This window comes from Faecalibacterium sp. Marseille-Q4137 (assembly GCF_017377535.1).
Taxonomy (GTDB): Bacteria; Bacillota; Clostridia; order Oscillospirales; family Ruminococcaceae; genus Faecalibacterium; species Faecalibacterium duncaniae.
Genome location: NZ_JAFREK010000122.1, coordinates 1 through 972, shown reverse-complemented (window position 1 = coordinate 972; position 972 = coordinate 1). Strand labels below are relative to the sequence as shown.

The window sequence follows — 972 nt, the reverse complement described above, 5'->3', positions numbered from 1 at the left end:
AGCAGGCCGAAAAAGAAGCCCTTGACCCCGATGCAAACTACACCGAGGACAAGGGCGATTTTGAGATTCCCACCGATGTGCCGGACGAGGACGGAACCCCGGACGAGCAGGACACCGAACCCATCTGATTTTAAGGCGGCGTTTTGCCGCCGTACATATTGCAATCAGAAACAGATTGGAGGGATTTTTATCGCAAAATTAGTTGTGGCGGAAAAGCCATCCGTCGCTATGTCCTATGCAAAAGTCCTTGGTGCCACCAGCCGTCAGGATGGCTACCTTGAGGGCAACGGTTATCTGGTAAGCTGGTGCGTGGGTCATCTGGTGGAGCTTGCTCCGCCCAATATCTACGATGCCAAGTACGTCAAGTGGAGCATTGCAGACTTGCCCATCCTGCCGCAAAAGTGGCAGTATCTGGTGTCTACGTCCACCAAAAAGCAGTTTGGCATCCTGCAAAAACTGATGAACCGCCCGGACGTAGATGGCATTGTGAACAGTTGCGATGCAGGGTAGTGCGGTTAGGTGACTCAAGAGAAAGAAAAAAGAGACCTCATCTCGTCAAAAATCAAATTTCAAAATCATTAAAGGAGCTATTCAAATGAAACGAAATCAGAATTTCGACCATAATCACTCTCAAAAACTGCTTTCCTTCCGCTACAACATAGACACCAACCGAGTGGAAGCCCGGTTCACGGATGGCTCTGCCGTCGCCAACAGGATGCCCAACTGCCTCAGAACATCCTCAACCCGCTACTTTACAGTGGGGTTGACACGGAGGATTGAGTGTCATCGTTTTTTCATGGCTACCGCCGAAAATCATTGTAACGTATTTTGTGTTACAAATTGGTCAAGCGAATGATTATGATTAAAATTCTCTTACTCGCACAATAAGTCATTTGATAAACTGGTTAAAATGCCAAATAATTTCAAATCATAGTCCAACACACAACAAATGTGGTATAATAACAATATATT

At 46.4% G+C, this 972-nt stretch carries 1 protein-coding gene and 1 pseudogene; both read left to right on the top strand.

Annotation, left to right across the window (positions count from 1 at the left end):
- Positions 1–228: 228 nt before the first annotated feature.
- A pseudogene (locus J3353_RS16630) lies at positions 229–507 on the top strand (DNA topoisomerase); the annotation flags it as partial.
- Positions 508–595: 88 nt separating this feature from the next.
- Positions 596–856 carry a DUF6061 family protein gene (locus J3353_RS16455; protein WP_081028504.1) on the top strand — a complete coding sequence of 87 codons (261 nt, stop codon included), beginning with the start codon at positions 596–598 and terminating at the stop codon, positions 854–856.
- Positions 857–972 lie beyond the last annotated feature (116 nt).

Bases quoted from the DNA above. Each gene is read 5' to 3' on its own strand.
- J3353_RS16455 (WP_081028504.1), top strand. From the start codon at position 596: ATGAAACGAAATCAGAATTTCGACCATAATCACTCTCAAAAACTGCTT.